The organism is Sporosarcina highlanderae (assembly GCF_030433715.1).
Lineage (GTDB): Bacteria > Bacillota > Bacilli > Bacillales_A > Planococcaceae > Sporosarcina > Sporosarcina highlanderae.
This window is the reverse complement of sequence record NZ_JAROCC010000008.1, coordinates 1-19,337: the sequence shown is the minus strand read 5'-3', so window position 1 is coordinate 19,337 and position 19,337 is coordinate 1. Positions and strand designations below refer to the sequence as shown.

18 protein-coding genes are annotated in these 19,337 nt (G+C 41.0%); 12 read left to right on the top strand and 6 right to left on the bottom strand.

The genetic code is table 11. The annotated features are described in order from the left end of the window. Positions 1-71: 71 nt before the first annotated feature. The 10 genes from P5G49_RS11040 to P5G49_RS10995 all read left to right on the top strand — a co-directional run bounded on the left by P5G49_RS11040 (position 72) and on the right by P5G49_RS10995 (position 10,290). On the top strand, positions 72-1,238 hold the full coding sequence (locus tag P5G49_RS11040; RefSeq protein ID WP_301243784.1) for a pyridoxal-phosphate-dependent aminotransferase family protein: 1,167 nt from the start codon (positions 72-74) through the stop codon (positions 1,236-1,238). A 187-nt stretch (positions 1,239-1,425) separates the two neighbouring features. Further along, positions 1,426-2,664 carry a hypothetical protein gene (locus tag P5G49_RS11035; protein ID WP_301243782.1) on the top strand — a complete coding sequence of 413 codons (1,239 nt, stop codon included), beginning with the start codon at positions 1,426-1,428 and terminating at the stop codon, positions 2,662-2,664. A 26-nt stretch (positions 2,665-2,690) separates the two neighbouring features. After that, positions 2,691-3,875 carry a hypothetical protein gene (locus P5G49_RS11030; RefSeq protein ID WP_301243781.1) on the top strand — a complete coding sequence of 395 codons (1,185 nt, stop codon included), beginning with the start codon at positions 2,691-2,693 and terminating at the stop codon, positions 3,873-3,875. Positions 3,876-3,898: 23 nt separating this feature from the next. Beyond that, complete coding sequence (locus P5G49_RS11025) at positions 3,899-4,792, top strand: ATP-binding cassette domain-containing protein (protein WP_301243779.1); 894 nt, start codon at positions 3,899-3,901, stop codon at positions 4,790-4,792. Continuing rightward, positions 4,764-5,498 (top strand): hypothetical protein, encoded by a 735-nt coding sequence (locus P5G49_RS11020; RefSeq protein WP_301243778.1) that lies wholly within the window; start codon positions 4,764-4,766, stop codon positions 5,496-5,498. The genes P5G49_RS11025 and P5G49_RS11020 overlap by 29 nt, the downstream gene beginning before the upstream one ends. Before the next feature lie 198 nt (positions 5,499-5,696). Beyond that, positions 5,697-6,935, top strand: coding sequence for a hypothetical protein (locus P5G49_RS11015; RefSeq protein ID WP_301243776.1), 1,239 nt, complete (start codon positions 5,697-5,699; stop codon positions 6,933-6,935). Positions 6,936-6,962: 27 nt separating this feature from the next. Next, the gene (locus P5G49_RS11010; RefSeq protein WP_301243775.1) at positions 6,963-8,120 is read left to right on the top strand and encodes a hypothetical protein; all 1,158 of its coding nucleotides are present in this window, start codon (positions 6,963-6,965) and stop codon (positions 8,118-8,120) included. A gap of 23 nt (positions 8,121-8,143) precedes the next feature. Beyond that, positions 8,144-8,848, top strand: a complete 705-nt coding sequence (locus tag P5G49_RS11005; protein ID WP_301243774.1) for a hypothetical protein — start codon at positions 8,144-8,146, stop codon at positions 8,846-8,848. A 56-nt stretch (positions 8,849-8,904) separates the two neighbouring features. Continuing rightward, complete coding sequence (locus P5G49_RS11000) at positions 8,905-9,081, top strand: hypothetical protein (RefSeq protein WP_301243773.1); 177 nt, start codon at positions 8,905-8,907, stop codon at positions 9,079-9,081. Between the two features lie 129 nt (positions 9,082-9,210). Then, the gene (locus tag P5G49_RS10995; RefSeq protein WP_301243771.1) at positions 9,211-10,290 is read left to right on the top strand and encodes a CapA family protein; all 1,080 of its coding nucleotides are present in this window, start codon (positions 9,211-9,213) and stop codon (positions 10,288-10,290) included. A gap of 30 nt (positions 10,291-10,320) precedes the next feature. Here P5G49_RS10995 and P5G49_RS10990 read toward each other — a convergent pair whose 3' ends face one another. Beyond that, complete coding sequence (locus P5G49_RS10990) at positions 10,321-11,214, bottom strand: C40 family peptidase (protein WP_301243769.1); 894 nt, start codon at positions 11,212-11,214, stop codon at positions 10,321-10,323. 365 nt (positions 11,215-11,579) lie between these two features. Between P5G49_RS10990 and P5G49_RS10985 the strand changes: the two genes are divergently transcribed. Both P5G49_RS10985 and P5G49_RS10980 read left to right on the top strand, forming a co-directional pair. Next, on the top strand, positions 11,580-12,683 hold the full coding sequence (locus P5G49_RS10985; protein ID WP_301243768.1) for a glycosyltransferase: 1,104 nt from the start codon (positions 11,580-11,582) through the stop codon (positions 12,681-12,683). An 82-nt stretch (positions 12,684-12,765) separates the two neighbouring features. Beyond that, complete coding sequence (locus tag P5G49_RS10980) at positions 12,766-13,869, top strand: amidohydrolase (RefSeq protein WP_301243767.1); 1,104 nt, start codon at positions 12,766-12,768, stop codon at positions 13,867-13,869. A 44-nt stretch (positions 13,870-13,913) separates the two neighbouring features. On the opposite strand, the gene P5G49_RS10975 is transcribed toward P5G49_RS10980, so the two are convergent. The 5 genes from P5G49_RS10975 to P5G49_RS10955 all read right to left on the bottom strand — a co-directional run bounded on the left by P5G49_RS10975 (position 13,914) and on the right by P5G49_RS10955 (position 19,153). Next, positions 13,914-15,488, bottom strand: coding sequence for a SulP family inorganic anion transporter (locus P5G49_RS10975; protein WP_301243766.1), 1,575 nt, complete (start codon positions 15,486-15,488; stop codon positions 13,914-13,916). A gap of 124 nt (positions 15,489-15,612) precedes the next feature. Next, complete coding sequence (locus P5G49_RS10970) at positions 15,613-17,289, bottom strand: ABC transporter ATP-binding protein (protein WP_301243764.1); 1,677 nt, start codon at positions 17,287-17,289, stop codon at positions 15,613-15,615. Then, the gene (locus tag P5G49_RS10965; protein ID WP_301243762.1) at positions 17,286-18,053 is read right to left on the bottom strand and encodes an energy-coupling factor transporter transmembrane component T family protein; all 768 of its coding nucleotides are present in this window, start codon (positions 18,051-18,053) and stop codon (positions 17,286-17,288) included. Before P5G49_RS10965 ends, P5G49_RS10970 begins: the two co-directional genes overlap by 4 nt. A gap of 24 nt (positions 18,054-18,077) precedes the next feature. Further along, the gene (locus P5G49_RS10960; RefSeq protein WP_301243760.1) at positions 18,078-18,680 is read right to left on the bottom strand and encodes an ECF transporter S component; all 603 of its coding nucleotides are present in this window, start codon (positions 18,678-18,680) and stop codon (positions 18,078-18,080) included. A 125-nt stretch (positions 18,681-18,805) separates the two neighbouring features. Beyond that, positions 18,806-19,153: an SCP2 sterol-binding domain-containing protein gene (locus P5G49_RS10955; protein WP_301243758.1), complete on the bottom strand. Its 348-nt coding sequence runs from the start codon at positions 19,151-19,153 to the stop codon at positions 18,806-18,808. Positions 19,154-19,337: the final 184 nt, after the last annotated feature.

Genomic DNA, 19,337 nt, shown 5'->3' with positions numbered 1-19,337 from the left:
GGGTATTCATTGTACTTTATCGAATGAAGGAATTAGAGAAGAAAAATGACTATAGGGAGGATGTTTTCAATATGCGTAATGAAGAAATGCTTTTGATACCGGGACCGACTCCGGTTATTGACTCGATTTACGAGGCAATGTCAAGTGAGACGAGAGGGCATACGGATCCGCGGTTCGTTGAAATTTACAAGCGTTCGATCGAGAGGACGCGCGAGATGTTCAAGACGGATGGAGAGGTGTTCGTCGTTTCCGGATCAGGGACGATCGGGATGGAAATGGCGCTTGTCAATACGGTCGCTGCAGGTGAGCGGTTGTTGGTGGTCAGTCATGGATATTTCGGGGATCGATTCATTCAGTTAGCGAAGGCATTCGGGATTGAGATGGACGTTCTTCAAGCCGAGTGGGGAAAACAGGTGTCACCTGCAGAAGTGGAACAGAAGTTGTCGGAGAATACATACAAGGCGGTAACGATCACTCATGCGGATACGTCAACCGGAGTAGCGGCCGATTTGGAGACACTCGTTCCGATTGTTAAGAAACATGGTGCGCTTGTTATTTTGGATGGCGTCTGTGCGACTGCTGCAATGGAAGAGGATATGAGCAAAGAATATGGAGGTCCGGGGAACAAGATTGACGTCGTCCTAACAGGTTCACAAAAGGCGATTGGCGTTCCTCCTGGATTGGCGATTGTTGCCTTCAATCAAACCGCTTTGGATGCACGTGAAAAAATGGAACATATTCCGGCGTATTATTGTGATATTCAAAACTGGATTCCAATCATGCATGACCCTTCAAAATACTTTGCGACACCACCAGTGAACCTTGTCTATGCATATGATGAAGGCATGAAATTGGTTATGGAAGAAGGATTGGAGAAACGATATGCGAGACATACGGCTTTCGGACGAGGAGTCCGGGGTGCACTTCGTGAATTTGGCATGACGCCATTGGCCGAGGAAGATGTTGCTGCATCAACATTGAGCTGCATCCTCTATCCTGAAGGTTTGAATGACGCGGAATTCCGCAGTGTGTTGGCGAAAAAAGGCGTTATCGTAGCGGGCGCCTTGGCACACTTGGGTGGTAAAGCATTCCGGATCGGGCATATGGGTAACACAACGGAAGCAATGCTCATTTCTGCAATCGAAAAAATTGGTGAAACACTGAATGAAGTCGGTCATGAAGTTACAATTGAAAATGCTGTAAAACGCTTCAAAGAAGAAGTTTCTGCAAGCGTGTAATTCAGAAAAAACGATGGTAAGTTGAATGACGGAACCCCTATTTGCGAAATTGCAAGTAGGGGTTATTTGGTTTTAAATTATCAGAAACTATTGAACTATTAAACTTAACTATGTATATTAGAATGTAATATATTATTTTGAGACAATACACAAATTAAAATATACAAATAAAAAAGGGGAAGCTGGGATGAATCGAAATTATTTAGTGCATGAATTCTTAATTACAGCAAGAAGTAGACGAACGATTCCTTTTGTTTTCTTCATCACCGTTTTATTGTTTTGCTATTGTTTAATTTTGTGGCCGTATGCGAATACGAAGGAAGCATTTGATAAAAAGAAGACTCACGAGTATTTAACTTATTTGGAAAACCAGCAAGATCTATGGGAAAGTATCGGGAATACCGGTCTTGTTTTTAATAGGAAAAGCATTGATGTTTATTTTCAGGTAGGTAATCCCGTCTATGCAAAAAATGCTTACAATTATAATTTGTTCTTAGCTATGTCACAGTCTTTTGAAGATCGAAACTTTGAGCGCATGCTACAACTAAGAACATTTTATCTGCAAAATAATCCGAATGAATATTTGGAGGATCGCTTTTTATTTCAGAAAGCACCATTTCCCAGTAAAGATCGGAAGCATGCGTATTACCAAACGATGATGAAGTATGATGACTACCTTAATAAGGATCACCCAATCACATTTGGTTTGATGTATGAAAAAACCGGTTTGCAAACATTGAAGAATTTCCTTCAAAACTACGGGATTTACATCCTGTTATTTTGCGTCATTTATTTTAGTAGCGATATTCTCTCGAGGGATCGAAAACATCAGGCTGTCCTTCAAGGCTTACCAATATCTTGGTATCGCCAATTGAATCTGAAATCGTTGTCGGCATTTCTTTACTCAATGGCGTTCATTCTTAGCATTATCGTTGTTGGAGTGTTCATCATGACGATTCAGTTCGGATTCGGGTATTTCGATTTGAATGTCCCAATTATGATTAAGCAAGATACGTTTACACCCGAAGATTATAGTGTCATTTCAATGGCAGCATACTTAGGAAAGACACTCCTTGCCCTGCCGTTGTTAGTCATCCTATTCGTTCGGTTAAATATCGTTTTAAGTTTACTTTTTAAGAATGAATGGATTGTCTTATTTATAAGCAGTTTGATCCTGTTTTCAGAACGCCTTTATTTCACGCGCTCAACAAGGGAATTGTTCGGTAAGGACATTAGCCTATTCCCGCAGACTTATTTTGATTTCGGGAAGATCGTTGATGGGGAAAAGAACTTTTTGTTAAATACAGAAGCTATTACCTATTCAAATGGTATTACCGTGTTACTTATTACATACCTCGTCATCGAGGTCATCCTGTTTATCGTTTCCCTTATTATTAATAAACGCCGATTCTATCTTGCAAGTTAAAAGCGGGAAAGGAGGAAGAACAAAGTATGTTCCGGAAATATTTATTGTTTGAGATAAAGTTATTAGTACTAAACAAAAAAAATTGGTTGTTAGGATTTGCGTTAATTCTATTTTTCCCACTTTACTATTCACATTATAGTCAATTGGATATTGTTGATATGAAAGAAGAGATAACTGATAAGTCCGAAACGTTCTATGAGGTTTTCAATTCGTTTCCTGGTTCTGTTTGGCAAACTCAAGAAGGTAAAGAAATCTACGCTAATTTATTAGAACAAGTAGGATTGTTATTTTGGCAAAGACTTTACTTAAGTAAAGAGGTAGACAATCCTGAAAGCTTTTTTAGTGCAGGACCTAACTTTCAAAAGTTTTTTGATGCAGGACTTAAGCTGAATGAGTTGCGATTAGATTTGCACCAACGTGGAAATAAAGGGATACATCGGGATCATATTATTCCAGTTAATGAAATTCTAAAAGAAAATGCACTCTACGAGTATCACAAAGAGCATGAACTTTCCCTCGTCCAGGATCCATTCAAAGCAAGCAATTTCGTACCTGTCGCATTGAATCTAATAAGCGGAACATTGTTTTGCATTCTCGTATTGTTAGCCGGAAGTAGCATGCTTGTAAATGATCAACTTCATCCTTCTGTCTTGTTCGGGTTTCCTGTTTCGTTCATGCAGAAAGCAATTAGTAAGGTAGGAGTCCATTTTGTTCAAATTATGCTCTTTCTTTGCATAGCTATATTGATAGGCAGTTATTATGTAGCAGGAAAAGCGGGATGGGGAGATTTTAGAGCTCCTGTACTCATTTATCAGGACGCGGATTTTATCGCAATATCCATGCTGCGCTATTTGTTTTACATGTTAGTGGCATTTGGATTAATAGCTCTATTACTTTTGTTCACGTTCCTGTTAGTTAATCTTGTGACGAAAAACCTGTACGCGGCAATTGTCATTATCCTATTTGTATTGCTTTCCCCACAACTTCTTCAAGCTGCCGGAGTGGAGACGAATTGGCTCTATCCACTGAAGTTCATTGATATCGGCGCAGTTTTAAGTGGGGATGCGGCTAAAGAATATGGGATTGAAAAGCTTGATTTTATGCATGCGTATAGTTGGCTTGTCGGTCTGAATTTGCTTGTCGTTGGAATTTTATATGGTAGGAATAAGCTCTTGCATATCCGAAAAGTGGAAACCATCTCAATAAAATAAAGTTGAAAGGTTAGGGGAAGACGATGCTGAAATTATCAAATGTAACAATTGCCTATAATGATAAAATCGTGTTGGATTCATTGGATTTAACAGCGAATAAAGGGGAAATCATCGGTGTAGCAGCACCGAATGGAACGGGCAAGACGACGATGTTCAATGTGATGGCGAATTTTGTGAAACCCGATTCTGGACATGTGTTTTTTGATGGGAAGTATACGTATCGGAATGAAAAAGAAGAATTGCATATTCACCGGATGTTGGCGACATTCCCCGAACAAAAAGATCTATTTGAGGAATTATCCGGCGTCGCTCATATGAAACTTTATGCAAATATGTGGAAAGGGTCGACGAAGCATATACGTCCCATCATAGACCGTCTTCATATGGGGCATTATGTGAAACGGAAAGTCCGAACGTATTCATTAGGAATGCGACAACGATTATGCTTCGCAATGATGATGGCAGCCGACACGCCGATTATGTTGATGGATGAAGTGATGAATGGGTTAGATGTCGAGAATGTCGCCCTCATATCAGAATGTTTAATGGAAATGAAGCAGGATAAGCTCATATTTGTCGCATCGCATTTGTTGTCAAACTTGGACCTTTACGCAGATCGAGTTCTTTTTTTGAAAGATGGAAAGTTTGTCCATGAACGAAAATTTACAGGTGAAAACGAGACTTTTCTCAAACTGGAAGTGAGTCCTGAACAGTACGAATCGATTAGTAGTGAACTAAGCTTACCAGACGGCCATATGTTTATAGCCAATTACTTATTATGCATTCCGTTACTTGGGATGAGCGAGTCTGAACAAACGAAATGGATGGCACAGATGCTCAAGTATAATAAAGAAATGACAGTTGGGCCATTGGGGACGGTGGAGTATTATGAAAAGTATTATGCAAAGACAGTTTAATGCCAAGGGAATAGTAATTGGAATTCTTGTCTCTACGCTTGTATTGTCCGGGTGTCATAATTTACAAGGAAAGAAATCGGAAATGATAAGCGTATATGCCGACAACTATGAAATCACAGGAACTACAAGAGATGCAATCGTCGGAACGATTCATCCGGCAATCTTTACAACAGTGAATCGGGGTAATATAGAAGCAAAAAGAACGTACGGACCAATGCCGACAAAAAGAGGAGCAAAGTTAACTATCGAGGCTGGAAGGTATTCATTTACTGGTTACCCATCAGGGAATATTTATATTTACGATAAAGATGATAACTTGCTCATTCGAGAAATCGTAGGAGATAAAGCCGGTGTGCCAACATTAACCGCTGATATCGATTCAACGTTCTCTATTATGTTTGACGGTGGATATAATACGGTGACCATACAACCTGTAAAGACAAAACTTTCCACAGAGTTGACTACAGGCATATGGGATGTCGGGTTGGACATTGAACCTGGGGACTATACAATAGGAATCCCATATGGGTATGGTTTTGTACAAATTTTGGAACAGGGAAAAGACCCTCAACTATTTGAATTGACGGGAGGCGGATTGACAAACTCCAAAAGTCTCGTTCAGTTGAAAAAAGGGCAGAAAGTGCGTGTGTCAAAAGTTTCTGTTGTTTACTTTGAAACGGTAAGTGAAGAGGATGGGCATGAATAATATGGTAGAAGTGATGGTGGGGTCCAGTAGCCAAGAATGGCTACTGGTTTTTTTATTTGGGTATGCCCGTAGGGAGGATAGTGTACAGTTACCAGAAACTATTGAACTATTAAATTATATGTGTATAGTAGAATGTAATGAATTATTTCGAAGAGCCAAATAACTTATAAAATATAAATAAATGAGGGGAAGCAGAGGATGAATCGAAATTATTTAAAACATGAATTTTTAATCACAGCAACAAGTAGACGTACGATTCCATTTGTTTACTTCATCACCGTTTTATTGTTTAGCTATTGTTTAATTTTTTGGCCATATGCGAATACGAAGGAATCATTTAATAAAAAGGAGACGGAGGATTATTTAGACTACTTGGAAGACCAGCAAAAACTATGGAGAAGTATCGGTAATACCGGCTTTGTTTTTGAATGGACGAGCATAAACTACCATAAGCAGAGAGGTTATCCCGTTTATGCGACGAATGACCATAATCATGATTTGTTTTCTGGTATGTTGAAGTCTTTTGAGAATCGAGACTTTGGACGCATGCTCAATTTAAGGACACTTTATTTGCAAAATAATCCGGATGAATATTTAGAGGATCGTAATTTATTTCAGATGGCGCCATTTCCTATTAAAGATCGGGAGCATGCGTATCATCAGACAATGATGAAGTATGAGGATTATCTCAATAAGGATCATCCCATTACGTTTGGTTTGATGTATGAGAAAACAGGGTTGCAAACATTGCAGAATTTCTTGCAAAACTATGGAGTTTACTTCCTTTTATTCTGCGTAATTTATTTTAGCAGTGATATTCTTTCGAGGGATCGAAAACATAAGGCTATCCTTCAAGGCATGCCGTTATCTTGGTATCGCCAACTGAATTTGAAATCAGTGTCAGCATTCCTTTATTCAATGGTGTTCATTATTGGCGTTATCGTTGTCGGCGTGTTAGCCATGACCATTCAGTTTGGGTTCGGCTATTTCGATTTGAATGTTCCCATCATGATTCGGCAACTAACGTTTACTCCCGAAGATTATAGTGTGATTTCTTTAGCCACCTATTTAGGAAAGACACTCGTCGTCATACCGCTATTAGTCATCCTTTTCGTGCGGTTGAATATTGTTTTAAGCTTGCTTTTTAAAAATGAATGGATTGTTCTATTCATTAGCAGTTTGCTATTGTTCTCTGAACGCCTTTATTATACACGCTCGACAAAAGAATTATTCGGCAAGGACATCAGCTTGTTCCCACAGACTTATTTTGATTTTGGAAAAATAGTTGATGGGGAAAAGAATTTTTTATTGAACACGGAAACGATTACTTATGCTCAGGGAATCCTCGTTCTTCTCGTTACATACTTCATCATTGAAGTCGTCCTGTTTATCGTTTCCCTTATCATTAATAAACGCCGATTCTACATAGTCAGTTAAAAGTGGAAAAGGGGGAAGGACAACTATATGTTTTGGAAATATTTATTATTTGAAACGAAGCTATTACTGTTAAATAAAAAAAATTGGTTGTTAGGACTTGCGTTGATTCTCTTTTTTCCTCTTTATTATTCATATTATAGTAAATTGGATTTGGTGGACATAAGGGAAGAAATGGATGAAGAAGTAGATAATCTTCATAAAACTTATGATAAATTTCCAGGTTCTGTTTGGCAGACCAATGAAGGAAAAGAAATTCGCGCCAATTTAATAGAACAATCTTCTTTGATTAATATGAAAAGGTATGCCTTATGGAAAGATAGTGATTTTCATGAGTTTTTTGACGCAGGACTCAAGTTGAATGAATTGCGTCTTGAGAATCATCAACGAGGGAATAAAGGGATACAAAAGGAGTATATAATTCCAGTTAACGAAATCCTAAAAGAAAATGCCCTTTACCGGTATCATAAAGAGCATGAACTCCCCTTTATCCAGAATCCATTTGAAGCGAGCAATTACATACCGGTAGCATTGCCTCTTATAAGCGGAGTTATGTTTTGCCTTTTCGTATTGCTGATGGGAAGCAGCATGCTTGTAAATGATCAACAGCATCCTTCCGTCGTGCACGGGTTTCCCATTTCGTTCATGCAAAAAGCAATTAGCAAAGTCGGGGTCCATTTCGTGCAAGTTATGCTCTTTCTATTTGTAAGTATAGTGATAGGCGGTTATTATGTCTCAAGAAAAACAGGGTGGGGAGACTTTAGAACGCCTGTACTCATTTATCAGGACGCGGATTTTTTCGCAGTATCGATGCTACATTATTTGTTTCTCATGTTCATTGCTTTTGGTTTGATTGCTCTATTGCTGCTATCTGCTTTTCTGCTCATTAATATCGTGACGAAAAACTTATACGCGACAATTTTAATACTACTATTTGTGTTGTTGTCCCCTCAACTTCTTCAAGTTGCCGGAGTGGAAACGAACTGGCTATATCCACTGGAAATCCTTGATGTAGCCGCAGTTTTAGGTGGAGAAGCTGCTAAGGAATTAAGCATTGAAAAACTTGATTTCAAGCATGCATTTAGTTGGCTTGTGGTCCTTAATTTAGTTGTCATTTCGATATTATATGGAAGAAATAAGTTAGTGAAAATTCGAAGAGTGGAAACGGTCTCAATTAAATCAAGTTGAAAGGTTAGGGACGGTGAAACAGTATGCGGAAATGGTTTAATGCCAAAGGAATCGTAATTGGAATTTTTAGTTGCGCGCTAATTTTGTCTGGCTGCCATAATTTACAAGGTAAGAAGTCGGAAATGATAAGCGTATATGCTGACAACTATGAACTTACAGGAATTATAAGAGATGAAATCATCGGAAAGGTTCATCCTGCAATTTTCACGACAGTCGATCGGAGTAATAAAGAAGCAAAAAGATTGTTCGGACCGATGCCGACAAAAAGAGGAGCAAAGTTATATCTCGAAACTGGAAGGTATGAATTGACTGGTAATCCATCAGGGAATATTTATATTTACGATAAAGATGATATCTTGATCCTTCAGGAAATCGTAGGAAAACATGCAGGTGTGCCTACATTAACCGTTGATATCGATTCAACATATTCAATCGTATTTGACGGTGGATATAATACAGTAACCATCGAACCTGCAGAAACAGTGCTCTCCACAGAGTTGACCGCAGGTATATGGGATGTCGGGTTGGACATTGAGCCGGGAGACTATACAATAAGCATCCCGGTTGGGTATGGCTATGTACAAGTTTTGGAACAAGGAAAAGAGCCTTGTCTATTTGAATTAATGGGAGGCGGATTGACAAACTCCCAAAGTATAGTTCAGTTGAAAGAAGGGCAAAAGGTGCGTGTGTCAAAAGTTTCGGTTGTTTACTTTGAACCTTCCGATTAAAAGAAAGATTTCAGGGAATCGTAAAAGGGAGACCACAATCGAAGGAGTTGTTCAACATGAAAGACGACCGTTTCCAAACAAGTGCAGGCAAGGAAGACAACGGATTCACCGGAATGCCTAATGCAAAGTATCCCGACTTCGAACCTGAACAAGACGGTGAGAAGCAAGTGAGGCAATTTCAGAATTCCACGGAAGTAAGGAAAAATCCACCGACACCACCTGACAAGAAATAATAGTAGAAACCTATACGCGTTGCTCACCAATGTGTATAGGTTTTTAATTGAGTACTTCCGTAATTTTATTCCCTGGAGTATAGTGGAAATATATGCTCTTTTATATGAAGGCAGACAGGGGATAGTTCGTTGACAAGGATCATTATGCTGTTCTTACTTATGGGCTGTTTTTTAACGGGGTGTTCGCAAAATGAAGAAATTATTGTTCCGGATGATTTTGCTGCAATTCAAGTGAATCCATCAGAGATTGAGCTGCAGATGTTATACTCGGAAATCACGGTAGGGATGATCGGTGACATTCTTTTGCATCACCCCCTATATACATACGACAACTATGATGCTTCATTTAGCGCTGTAAAGGAGAAGATGACTGGTATCGACTTTTTGATAGCTAACCAGGAATCCCTACCAGGTGGTGTCGAGTTAGGGTTATCGGGTTATCCGCGGTTTAACAGCCCGAAGCATATTATCCGAGATTTAAAGGCAAACGGTGTAGATTTGCTGTCCATCGCGAATAATCATACGATGGATAAATCTGAACGGGGTTTGCTGAATGCAATTAGTTACATGAATGAATACGGAATGCCATACGTTGGGGCATATGAATCTGCTGAGGATCGTAATAAAAAGAGGATTTTCAATGTGAAGGGGATCCAAGTTGGTGTTTTATGTTACACATTTGGTCTGAATGGATTGCCTGTTCCGAGAGGTAAAGACTATATGGTTTCATTGATTGATAGGGAACAGATGGAGATCGATATACGGGAAGTGAGGAAAGAGGCGGATGTGACGGTCGTTTCAATTCATTGGGGCAATGAATATGCATTGCAGCCTTCCGAGTACCAAAAGGAATTTGCCGAATGGCTTGCCGCGCAACAAGTGGATATCGTATTCGGCCATCACCCCCATGTCCTACAGCCTTACTCTGAAATTGGCAAGACGAAAATCTTTTATTCATTGGGCAACTTTTACTCTGCACAGCAATTCGATTCCACCTATATTGGTGGCATTGCGGAAGTATCCGTTGCAAAGGGGCAATATGCCGGAAAAAGCTTTATCGAAGTAGGGAATTCAACGTTCTACCCGACAGCTGTCGTTCGCGATGAGACAAGAAGATTTGTAGTTGTTCCCTTACAGCGGGATGGAGTAGGGTTCGATGCGCAGTGGGTAGAGAGGCATGTTGGCTTGCCGAGTGAAAATAAAAAGTAGAGGGTGAGATTTCCCCTCTACTTTTTGCATTTATTTTGAAAGTCTATTAATAAATAGTTTGAATTCATTTGATGTAACATTTTTAGTCGTCCCGTAAGTTCCGTCGGCATAGCCCGCGGTTAATTCATTTACGTAGAGCGTGTTAATATAGTCATTTGCCCAGTTCGATGTTGAGACGTCCGTGAAAGGGGTTGTCCCAGATACAAGCGAGAGGTCGAATGCTCCGACCAAAACTTTCGCCAGTTCACTTCTTGTCAAATAATCATCCGGCTTGAACTGCCCTGCATTATTACCGGAAAAGATACCTGCTTCCGCAACTGCGGCAATCGCAGCGAATTGTGGATGCGACGTTGAAATGTCAGTGAATGGCGCAGAGTTTGCAGTGCTTGAAAGATGTAATTCCTTTGCAAGGATTTCCGCAATTTCAGCTCTTGTTGCATATTCAACTTGCTTGACGGATGCAATTTTCGTCTCTGCCGAGAAGTCTTTCACCCGACGAGCTCCGATATATCGTTTACCCCAATAAGCAGGGTCATTAATAGAAGAAATCATAACACCTCTACTTGTAGAAGCATGAATGAATTTGCTTGATCCGACATAGATTCCGACATGTGAAACTCCGCGTCCTGATGTGTTGAAGAATACAAGGTCACCAGTTTGCAAATTGCTTTTTGCGACGGCTTTTCCAGTGGAATATTGTTGATCAGTAGATCTTGGAATTGAAACTCCTTCTTTTTCGAAGACGAATTGTGTATATCCTGAACAATCGAACCCGGAAGTTGTCGTCCCACCATATCTATAAGGCGTTCCCATATGAGCTTTTGCGCTCGTTATGAGAGATGCAGACGTGCTTGCAGAGGCCGTGGATTGGGCGGACGTTGAGATTAATAGGCATGCAAAAACCAAAAACATGAGTCTTTTCATATGTTTCTCAATTTCCCCTTTCGCACATTTCTATAGGTGTGCTTTGTCTGTGAACCAATCCTAACATTTTTAAACCTCTATTTTGGTTACAGTCGCATTACGTTACGATTACAGCTGACAAAGAACACTAAAAAAGCTTTCATACCAACGTTTTAAGTTGATAAATAAATTCATTGAATCAATTAAAATAGCTTTTTCGACATAATAATAGATGAAATACTGTAATTCTATTAAGCTTCTTGTAATATGTCAGTAATATTGCTGGAAAAGATAAGCAGATTGTTCAAGGATTTGTTGTATATGGTATAATTGTCGGTAATTCATCGTGAAAATGATTATGGAATTTGAAGATGGGATGAAAATAGATGCAAAAAATAATGATATTCAGCAATATGTACCCGACTCAAAAACACCCGACATACGGTATTTTTGTGAAGAATCAAGTGGAGCTTCTACGATCCAAAGGGCTGGATGTAGAGGTTGTTGCAATTACAGATCCGGCAAAAGGAAAACTTCCCAATTTGAAGAAATACCTCTTCTGGTTTATCCGGTCAATGATGCACATGATAGGGGATAAGCGTAGAACTACATTGACACATGCACATTACGCCTTTCCGACAGGCGTTCTTTCTTTGATAGGGAAGAAACTTTTTCGTTTGCCATATGTCGTCACTGTCCACGGCGGGGATATCGACAAGATGGCGGCAAAGAATGAAAAGATTCGTGCAGCTACGCAGAAAATCCTTCAAGGTGCTGACGCTGTCATCGTAGTAGGGGACCGACTGAAGAAGGACGTCATTGAGCGGTTTGGTGTGGATCAAAAGCGTGTTCATGTAATGAGCATGGGTGTTGATAAAGAAGTGTTTAAACCGATGCAGAAATCTAAAGCGAGGCAGGAACTTAATATTCCGGAGAATGAAAAAACGCTTTTATTCGTCGGAAATATGATTGAGGCAAAAGGCGTCCTTGAGTTGGTTGACGCTTTCAAAATTATCCAAGAAAAATATCCGGTCGCAAAACTTCATATGATTGGGTCCGATAAAGACGAAGCATTCATGCATATTTTTGCCAAGCGTTTGCTTGATAATGATGTCCGGATCATTCATCATCTGCCAATGCCGCAAAAGGAAATTGCCAAATGGATTGCGGCGGCTGACGTTTTCGTTTTACCTTCCCATCATGAAGGATTTGGCCTCGTGGCACTCGAAGCAATGGCGGTTGGTACTTCTGTTGTCGGCACGGATGTTGGTGGGCTTTCGTATTTACTTTCGGATGGAGCGGGAATCCTTGTTGAACCAAAAAATCCGCAATCACTTGCGGAAGGCTTAATTCAGGCTTTATCAGAACCGGAAGACAAAAGATGTAATGTGATGCAGCGTACAGCGGCGAACCACTCTTATGAAGTGATCGCAAAACGATTAATGACGATTTATGAAGAGATTGAAAAGACACGAATGAAGAAATCGTGAAGCCGGAAAAATCCGGCTTTTTTTCTTTGCCGAGGTAAGCTATTCTTTATAGAGAAGATAGACGGGGATTGGAGAGATTGTGATGTTGATCAATGAACAAATCGGAGAGTGGTTCGACCACTTTCATAAAAATCCTGAAATCAGTTGGAAGGAAATTAAAACGACGAAAAAGATTTCTGAAATCCTGACGGGAATGGGTGTGCAGCATCATACTTTCGATGATGTAACTGGGGCTGTGGCGGAAATCGGTGAAGGTGATCGGATTATTGCCGTTCGTGCCGATATTGACGCCCTTTGGCAAGAGGTTGATGGCGTTTTCCGTGCCAATCATTCATGTGGACATGACGCCAATATTTCAATGGTCTTAGGAGCGCTTGCTTACTTGAGGGAGCAGGAACTTGGTGGCCGCATCCGTTTTATCTTCCAACCTGCAGAGGAGAAGGGCAATGGCGCCATTTCGATGATTGAAAGGGGAGCAGTTGACGGGGTATCGCATCTGTTCGGCGTCCATCTTCGACCAAAGGAGGAAATTCCGTTCGGTAAAGTGTCACCCGCTATTCATCATGGAGCGGCGATTTTCCTTGAAGCAAAGGTAACTGGTGAGGATGCCCATGGCGCGCGCCCACAACAGGGTAAGAATGCACTTGATCCGATATTTGCTATAGCTTCATTCATTAAATCAATACATTTCTCACCTTACGAAGCCTATTCTGCAAAGATGACAAAGATCCAAGCGGGCGGGGAGAGCTTGAATATCATTCCTGGTAACGCGGTGTTTGCGGTTGATGTACGAGCGCAGTCTAATGCTGTATTGGAAGAGTTGAAGGAACGCATCGATACTGGCATCCGCTCCATAGCAAGTCTGCATAATGTTGAAATTGAAGTGAATTGGTCAGATTACACTCCTGCTGCGGAAGTTTCGGAAGAGGCGGCTTTGATCGCGAATGAAGGCATTATGGAAGAGGTTGGTGCAGAAGGATTATCACCTGCCATTATTACATCTGGAAGTGATGACTTTCATTTTTACACGATTCACCGACCGGAGATCAAGGCGGCGATGATTGGCGTGGGGGCCGACCTTGGACCTGGCCTCCATCATCCGAAGATGACGTTCAATCATGATGCTTTAGATAGAGGGGCAAGGGTGTTAGCTGCGACATTGGCAAAGGCAACGTTTTTAGAATGAAAAATGCCGCCACACGATTTGTATGTGTGGCGGCATTTTATTTATCACATAAAGAAATTCTCTTCTCCGATACGATCATGCAATCCGCTCTTCTTAAACATGGCAAGCTTCTGCTTTGGTAACTTCTTAACGATTATCTTCACATTCTTTTTATCGGCATCGTCCAATAATGTAAACAATGCGGCCTCCCCTGTGGCGTCAATCATTGAAAGATGTTCCAAATCCAAAATGACTTTGCTTGTTCCCTTTGAAAGAATGCCTGGCATTTTATCCTCAAACGCCTTTGCAGTACCAAAGAATAAAGGGCCATCCATAATAAACTTCGTCACATCTTCTCCGAATTTATGAACCTCTACATCGGAAAGTTTACCAACAGAAATATCTAACTTTCCACTCATTTTACGCAGGAATGACAAAGCCGACAGCAGGATACCAATTTGTACAGCAACTGTAAGGTTGATGAAAATAGTAAGTAAGAATGTTGTAACCAGTACGATTGAATCGCTGGATCTGATGGATAAAATATGAACAAACGCTTTCCTTGCGCTCATATTCCAGGCGACAAACATCAGAATAGGGGCCATCGCTGCCAAAGGAATATAGGAAGCGTAAGGCGCGAACAATAAAAGGAATAAGAGTACGAAAACACTTTGAACGATGCCAGAAACAGGGCTGACGGCGCCTGACCGGATATTCGTCGCTGTCCGGGCTATCGCGCCGGTTGCTGGAATACCGCCGAATAATGGCGAAACGATATTGGCAATTCCCTGTCCGAACAGTTCCCGCTTGGAATCATGTTTCTTTCCTTCTTTCATTCCGTCTGCAACAACTGCCGACAACAGAGATTCGATTGCGCCTAACGCAGCGATGATCAACGCAGGCTGCCATAAGGTCACTAACTTCGACAGCGTGATCTTAGGTAACTGGAAGCTTGGCAATGTTTGCGGAATTCCACCGAATGCCGTACCGATCGTCTCAACTTTTCCCGGAAATAATAGGACAGATATAATCGTTGGGATCAATAGCGCAACAAGTAATACAGGTAGCCGTGGAGCTATTTTGGGCAATATGAAAATCATAGATAGGCCTATGACTGCTATAAGAACACTATATAGATTAATTGTATGCAGGTGTTTTGCTACGTCAATCATATTTTCATGGAAGAATTCCTTGCTTTCCAAACCAGAGAGTCCGAAGAAATTCCCGAACTGACCTGTGAATATAATAATTGCGATTCCTGAAGTGAAGCCGATTGTCACGGATCGAGGCACGAAATGAATAAGGTTGCTGACACCTAAATAGCTCATTATGACAAGGAAAATACCTGCAAGGAATCCGGCAATTAAAAGATCCTCATAGCCATATTGAAGGACGATTGCTAATAGAATGGGGATGAATGCGCCCGTAGGTCCCGCGATTTGAAAGCGCGAACCTCCTAATAACGCAACGAGGAACCCGGCAATGATCGTTGTGTATAAACCATATTCGGGTTTAACGCCTGAAGCAATTGCAAAAGCCATCCCGAGTGGAATGGCTACGATACCTACAGTGATCCCTGAAAGCAAATCTTTCCGAAACTTAGGTGCATTATAATCAACAAACCGCTGATCTTTGAACAAATTGGGTCCCTTCTTCCACCGTATTTTTATAAAATACTTTCTATCTTTATTATATGTGACAAATATAGAGTTGACAAGGGTTCTACCCCTTAAGTGGAAGTAGAACCAAAAATTTCCAATACAGTCATATAGACGAAGTGGCAGTTCCCAATTCGGATTCTTTTAGTATAATTTCGGAGTATCCCAACTTCTTAATGATTTGAGTAATATGTGGCTGTTCGACCTTGGCATCTCTAAGTGCCTTTTCTTCGCCGAATGCGACACGGGTCGGTCCGTCAAAAAGCATTTGCCCGTTGCTGAAAATAATCGTCTTTCCAAACGTTTCAGCTACGAAATCCATGTCGTGTAAAATGCAGATGACCAGTTTCCCTTGTTTATAAAGTGATTGGATAATTTCTATCACTTTCGACTTGCCTTTGAAATCCTGTCCCATCGTCGGCTCATCGAAAATGACGATTTCTGTATCCATCGCAAGGATTGACGCCATAGCAATCATTTTACGCTCCGCAAGACTTAAATCATATGGATTTTCCTTTTCTTTATCTACGAGTCCCACAAGTTCAAGCATCGCTTTGGCATTGGCCAATGCAGTCTCATATGATTGGCCGATATTCAGCGGGCCGAACATCACTTCATCCAACACTTTATTTTTAAAAATCTGGTCGTTCGGATTCTGGAAGATGAGGCCGATATGCTTTGCTAAATTGGCCGCTGTCGAATCGGCCGTACGGATGCCGTTTATGAGGATTTCTCCTTGTTGTGGATTCAATAAAGCCTTTAGTAATTTCACAAATGTCGTTTTTCCAGCCCCGTTTTGGCCGATAATCGCTATCGGCTCACCGCGTAATGACAAATTCAGTCCTTTGATGACGCGACCTCCTTTTTCGTAACCGAAATGAAGGTCGCGGACAATTATTTCAGGAGTCTTTTGCAAGTTTGCAGCTGACTCATCCATCTTTTGAAACTGCAACTCAAGTTCCGTAGGCATTTCCTCTAATCTAATTGGGTAAAGCCCCGTCTTTTCATTTCTCAGTCCGAGTGCCCGTGCAACCTTAACATACATAGGTGGTTCGACTCCGAATCGACCTAAGTCCTCTCTAAGAAAGACTTCTGAAGGCGTTCCATACTGGACTAATTTTCCTTCATGCAACAATAAAATCCGATCCGCATATGCAGCCAATTTCTCCAATTTCTGTTCCACCATAATGATTGTCATTCCGCCTTCAGCAAGTCTTTCGACAACACGGAACACTTCTTCGGCGCCTTCGGGGTCCAATTGGGAAGTTGGTTCGTCAAGGATGAGAATATCAGGTTGCATCGCAATAACACTTGCAAGCGCCACCCGCTGCATTTGGCCCCCCGACAATGAAAACGGGTTTTTATTCCGCAAGTGTTCAATATCAAGCAATTGCATAGTCTTTTGGATTCGCTTATGCATATCTTCACGTGATACTCCGTAATTTTCCAATCCAAAAGCGATTTCATCATAGACCGTAAGTTTTGCCCCGGTCATTTGGGAAAATGGATTTTCAAAAACAAGCCCTACTTTTGCTGCAATATCGCTGATTTCATTCGATAAAACATTCATGTCGCCAATGAGCACTTCACCGCCATACGCCCCTTTGAAAAAGTGGGGGACAAGCCCGCAGAGTGCATAACATAATGTTGTCTTTCCAGCTGTATTCATCCCAGCAATCCCAATGAATTCTCCTTTTTTCACCGTGAATGAAATATCATTCAGCGCTAAATTTGAACTATCGGGGTACTTATATTTCAAGTTCTTAACAGTTAGGGCATTCATGAAACGAACCTCCAAACGACGACAGCTATAAAAATAACAGTCATTAAAATCTTCAAAAACAGACCATATTGATAGAATTCGGTTTCACGTATAAATGTCCGCTGTCCTTTGGCATTGAATCCGCGTATTTCAAGAGCGATGGATCGCTCCCGTGTTTCACTCAATGAATTTAAGACAACAGGTCCCAAAAGGGGAATGAACGATTTGAACCGCATCCATAATCCGCCTTCCGTCTCCATTCCACGAGCACGTTGAGCATCCGTAATTTTACCGGTTAAGGAGGCCATTTGCGGAATAATCTGCAAGACAGAAAGTAACACATAGCCGAATCTTGGAGATAGCCCTTTACGGAGCAATGAGTCCACTAAATCATCCGGTTTTGTCGTTAGGATGAGCACCCCGAAAGCGGCTACCATATTAATGACGCGAAGAGCGATTAAAAATGCGATCAAAAAACCTTCTTTATAAATAGAAATTGGGCCGACTTCAAAGAGGACCGTTGCTCGGGTGGGATGAAAAAAACCTTGGACAATGATAATGGAGAGTATCAGTAGGAAACTAACACCAATTACCGGCAAGATGTATTTAAACACTTTGCCGGCAAGTAGAATAATTAATGTACTTAAAAGGATCAGTAAAACAGACAGGTGGCTTGAAACGATGTATGTCAAAGTTATGGAATAAAATGCGAATAATAGCTTTGTCAGTGGATCCACCGAATGGACGGGCGAATCCTTTTTTACATACAATGTCATGTTGGTCATTCCAAAACCTCCCACAGAAATCTCTTAGAGCCGTTCAATTTCACCTGTATTGTCATACATGTTTTTTACATTTTTCGGCAGACCTTTAAAGATCAGGAAACTAAGCAGGACAGTGACAATTTTGTCGGGTACATCTACGACAATGCTATCCGCAAACGATGCCAGCCAAAGGGGCATATCCTTCGCAAGCATTGCAGCGAACAATGCATCACCCCATACGTTTCCTGTCGTCCCTTCCCAGAACATGATATTAAGGGGCGTTGAAACAGTAGCAGCGATTAAACCGACGACAAGCCCAAGGACAATGGCTTTCCCAACATTCGAGATCCAGCCTTTATAAGCCATGATCCCCGCAACTAAACCGATGACGGCTGAGGTGATCGCGTATACAAAAGAAACGGGATCGGTTGTAAATCCATAGACGAGATTATTGACGATACCGGCAATCGCACCAACAACCGGACCCGCAAGCATACTGGATAGGACAGTTCCTATGGAGTCCACCCATAATGGCAGCTTTAGTAAACTTGCAAATAACTTTCCAAGGAAATTGATACCGACCGCAGCAGGAATTAATACTAACGCGGCAGTTGAAAGTTTCAATGACCACATATTATTCTTTGTCATTTCCCCAAGCTCCTTTTTAATCATGATAGTTGTAAAGACACATGTATATACTAATCTATAATTAGAAAATAAGGAAGTCTTTTTGGAATAAAAAATAAGCGACCCTTGAAAGAGCCGGTGAAAAATCAGAACTGGTATTGTTTCAACAAGTTTTCAAGCTTCAAAGCTAACCCGATATTACCTTTCACTTTCAATTTCCCCATCATGAATGAAGCGGTCGAATTCAAATTGCCGGCTAACAATTTCTTGAAATCTCCGACGCTCATTTTCAAAGCGCAGTCGATTTCGCCTAAATCGCCCTTCACAATTTCGGCTTTCCCGTCCGAAAATTTAAGTCCGTACATGCCGCCTTCTTCGCCGGTTAATTCTAAAGAGTAGGTTGTGTTCATGCCTTCGATGGGACCACGGTTTTCATTCAATTGTTTGTCGATTTCCGCCCAAATTTCTTCCATGCTCATCTCTACAAGATTCATTCCAAACACCATCCCTAAAAATAAATGAGTGATTATTCACTCACTATACCATACTTGCAACATTCTGATAAGCACCTTATAACAAAAAAAAGCCCCGGGCGTCTTTAGAGGCCACTGAAAAAGTCCACTTACGAGGGCTTATGCTGGAACTGTTGATTTTCGTTCCGAGCGGACGCTTTCCGTG

What these genes read in the sequence shown, in the direction of transcription:
- P5G49_RS10985 (WP_301243768.1), top strand. Translation starts at nt 11,580, where the DNA reads ATGCAAAAAATAATGATATTCAGCAATATGTACCCGACTCAAAAACAC.
- P5G49_RS10980 (WP_301243767.1), top strand. Translation starts at nt 12,766, where the DNA reads ATGTTGATCAATGAACAAATCGGAGAGTGGTTCGACCACTTTCATAAA.
- P5G49_RS11000 (WP_301243773.1), top strand. Translation starts at nt 8,905, where the DNA reads ATGAAAGACGACCGTTTCCAAACAAGTGCAGGCAAGGAAGACAACGGA.
- P5G49_RS10965 (WP_301243762.1), bottom strand. Translation starts at nt 18,053, where the DNA reads ATGACCAACATGACATTGTATGTAAAAAAGGATTCGCCCGTCCATTCG.
- P5G49_RS11040 (WP_301243784.1), top strand. Translation starts at nt 72, where the DNA reads ATGCGTAATGAAGAAATGCTTTTGATACCGGGACCGACTCCGGTTATT.
- P5G49_RS11020 (WP_301243778.1), top strand. Translation starts at nt 4,764, where the DNA reads ATGAAAAGTATTATGCAAAGACAGTTTAATGCCAAGGGAATAGTAATT.
- P5G49_RS11005 (WP_301243774.1), top strand. Translation starts at nt 8,144, where the DNA reads ATGCGGAAATGGTTTAATGCCAAAGGAATCGTAATTGGAATTTTTAGT.
- P5G49_RS11010 (WP_301243775.1), top strand. Translation starts at nt 6,963, where the DNA reads ATGTTTTGGAAATATTTATTATTTGAAACGAAGCTATTACTGTTAAAT.
- P5G49_RS10970 (WP_301243764.1), bottom strand. Translation starts at nt 17,289, where the DNA reads ATGAATGCCCTAACTGTTAAGAACTTGAAATATAAGTACCCCGATAGT.
- P5G49_RS10990 (WP_301243769.1), bottom strand. Translation starts at nt 11,214, where the DNA reads ATGAAAAGACTCATGTTTTTGGTTTTTGCATGCCTATTAATCTCAACG.
- P5G49_RS11035 (WP_301243782.1), top strand. Translation starts at nt 1,426, where the DNA reads ATGAATCGAAATTATTTAGTGCATGAATTCTTAATTACAGCAAGAAGT.
- P5G49_RS11025 (WP_301243779.1), top strand. Translation starts at nt 3,899, where the DNA reads ATGCTGAAATTATCAAATGTAACAATTGCCTATAATGATAAAATCGTG.
- P5G49_RS11030 (WP_301243781.1), top strand. Translation starts at nt 2,691, where the DNA reads ATGTTCCGGAAATATTTATTGTTTGAGATAAAGTTATTAGTACTAAAC.
- P5G49_RS10955 (WP_301243758.1), bottom strand. Translation starts at nt 19,153, where the DNA reads ATGAATCTTGTAGAGATGAGCATGGAAGAAATTTGGGCGGAAATCGAC.
- P5G49_RS10960 (WP_301243760.1), bottom strand. Translation starts at nt 18,680, where the DNA reads ATGACAAAGAATAATATGTGGTCATTGAAACTTTCAACTGCCGCGTTA.
- P5G49_RS11015 (WP_301243776.1), top strand. Translation starts at nt 5,697, where the DNA reads ATGAATCGAAATTATTTAAAACATGAATTTTTAATCACAGCAACAAGT.